The sequence below is a fragment of the Flectobacillus longus genome, from assembly GCF_030056705.1.
Classification (GTDB): domain Bacteria; phylum Bacteroidota; class Bacteroidia; order Cytophagales; family Spirosomataceae; genus Flectobacillus; species Flectobacillus longus.
In genome coordinates, this window is sequence record NZ_JASHIC010000068.1 from 1 (window position 1) to 944 (window position 944).

1 pseudogene is annotated in these 944 nt (G+C 40.7%); it reads right to left on the reverse strand.

The window, feature by feature from the left end:
- Positions 1–134 precede the first annotated feature (134 nt).
- Positions 135–944, reverse strand: a pseudogene (locus tag QM491_RS25455) (IS3 family transposase); the annotation flags it as partial.

Sequence of the window (944 nt, forward strand, 5' to 3'; positions counted from 1 at the left end):
TGTCGGCTTCCCATTTTTAGTACAGTTTAAAAATATACATAATCTGTCTACTTTGATTATGTTTTAGACCCTTCTTGGGCTGAGTGTAGCGTAGCGGAACGAAGCCCAAGAAGGGTGTTCTGTTTTTTCATTCTATAATCTACTGGGCTCATTCCACCTAGAGAGACATGCGGGCGAACGAAATTATAATCCCTCATCCATAGATCTGTTTCTTGGCGAACTTCCTCCAAAGAATCAAAAGCATAAGCATCTAATACATGTCTGCGGTAAGTTTGATTGAATCGCTCAATGTAGGCATTTTGCGTTGGTTTCCCTGGTTGAATATAGTGAAAAACGATGTCATTCATCTGACTCCATTCTTGCGCTAGCTTTGCTACAAATTCTGGTCCATTATCCATTCGAATCTTAGTGGGCTTACCATATTTGTTCACCAAATGGCGAAGAATATAAATTACCCTACTACTCTTGAGCGAGTAGTCTGTCTCTATGAAAAGTACTTCTCGATTGTAATCATCTATCACGTTAAAGCTTCGGAATGAACGCCCATTGCTCAAAACATCACTCATGAAGTCTATGCTCCAAGTTTGAGTAAAGCTTTGGGGAACTTCTAAGGGCTCTTTTACTCTAGCCACAAGACGTTTTTTAGCCTTTCTACGAATAGAAAGACCCATATGAACATACACCCGATGCACTCGCTTATGATTGAAGATATGACCCGCATTGCGCATACGGTGGTAAAACTTCCAAAAGCCTTCACGAGGATGATCCTTACTCAATTGTGATAATTCATCCATTAACACTTGATCGTTCTTAACGGATTGATACCTTAAACTGCTTCGGCTCGTTTTGAAGATACGGCATGCCTTGCTAATGCCTCTTGGATAGAGTTCTTTCAACTCTCGCACAAGTGCTCGCTTGACACAAGGCTTTAGAGCTTTTTTTCT